The sequence below is a fragment of the Undibacterium hunanense genome (assembly GCF_014284335.1).
Taxonomy (GTDB): Bacteria; Pseudomonadota; Gammaproteobacteria; order Burkholderiales; family Burkholderiaceae_D; genus Undibacterium; species Undibacterium hunanense.
In genome coordinates this window covers 1-280 of sequence record NZ_JACOGF010000077.1, presented here as the reverse complement: position 1 = coordinate 280, position 280 = coordinate 1, and the positions used below count along the sequence as shown (strand labels likewise).

Here is a 280-nt window from a genome sequence, read left to right as displayed (position 1 = left end):
GTTGCATCAACGGTTGTTTGTGCTGTGGCCAGTGTGGCGGCATCAACAACTTTGCTCAGCCATACTTTGGCTGTGGCGTTGGCATCTACACCTGCGTAGGCGGTGATTTCTTTGGTGGTATCAACAGCAGTAGTGAAGGAGGTAGCAGCAGTGACTTTGGAGTCAACGGCTGTTTTGTCTGCACCAGTGGCACCCGCGAGGATGGACAGGGCGGCTGCGCCAACTGTCACTGCGCCGTTGACGATCTGGCCTGCCCAGTAGGTCAGACCTGCTGGATCGG

The 280-nt window shown here is 56.8% G+C and carries 1 pseudogene; it reads right to left on the bottom strand.

Annotated elements, in window-relative coordinates:
• Nucleotides 1-280 (bottom strand): annotated as a pseudogene (locus H8L32_RS27385) (DUF4214 domain-containing protein); the annotation flags it as partial.